Here is a 1,003-nt window from a genome sequence, read left to right as displayed (position 1 = left end):
CTTCTATTGCCACGATGTTCAGTCTAATCAGACTTGCCCCGGTTACCCGAGAATAACGCCAATGGGTAACAGCAGCTCTAGAGGTGGCATGCTAGGTGGAGCATTGATTGATGAGAACGATAAAATATATTTCAATGCATGGAATAACTCTAAATACGGCATTTCTTGCTGGGATGCGATGAGCGACAGCGATTGTGGATATATAGAATTAGGGAGTCATAGTCGGAGCAGTACCTTCTGGCCTCCTATCGAAATTGTTGCAGCTAACGATAAAATTTATGCTGTCGATGAATCAGGAACCCTACATTGTGTGAACAAAGACCTCAGCCTCTGTGGTGGCGTATACCCTAAATTATTAGGCGGTAACTTTGCAGGAAATACCTCAACTTCAAGAGGAACATTAAAATATGATGAAAGTCATAACAAGTTGTATTTTTTAGTCAACCAAAATACTTCTCTGGCCTGTTGGAATATTAATAGTTCCGCGCTTTGTTCAGGTTGGAATCAACCAATATCGTTAACTTCAAATGGAGGGTACCCTGTCACGTTTTTTACTTACACTCCCAGTGCTGAAATTGATTCTGTGTGTATCCATCATCGAGGAGTGCTATATCCTCAATGTGTGAGTATCGATGACCCACAAAATGTTATCTCATTAGAAACTAGTATTAGTCTTAATGATATGCCCTATACATTCGGTGCTGATGTGACCTTTATCAATGAATTGAATCAAGCTGTCACCGTTTTTGCGGGTTTTTTTTCAGATGCAGTTGCTTATAATTGGACCACAGGTGAAAAAATAGTTTATAACTTTTTATATAGCAACGGATTGTATGCTCCATTTATCGACAGCGCAGGGTGTATATGGTTTGCTGGTGATAACTTGAACGCTGTTTTAGCCCACCGACTTGATTCTAATGTACACCCATTACCTTCAACAACTGCGGATGGCTGTAAAGCCGCTACCGCCTCTGGTGTTATTGAACCGATCAATAATTACTGT

1 protein-coding gene is annotated in these 1,003 nt (G+C 40.6%); it reads left to right on the top strand.

The window, feature by feature from the left end:
* A partial coding sequence (locus tag VSA01S_RS20155; RefSeq protein ID WP_186810643.1) for a hypothetical protein occupies positions 1-1,003 on the top strand: 1,003 nt, incomplete at both ends.

This window comes from Vibrio sagamiensis NBRC 104589 (assembly GCF_007990935.1).
GTDB lineage: Bacteria > Pseudomonadota > Gammaproteobacteria > Enterobacterales > Vibrionaceae > Vibrio > Vibrio sagamiensis.
The sequence above is the reverse complement of the archived record's forward strand: the minus strand, read 5'-3'. Positions and strand labels throughout refer to the sequence as shown.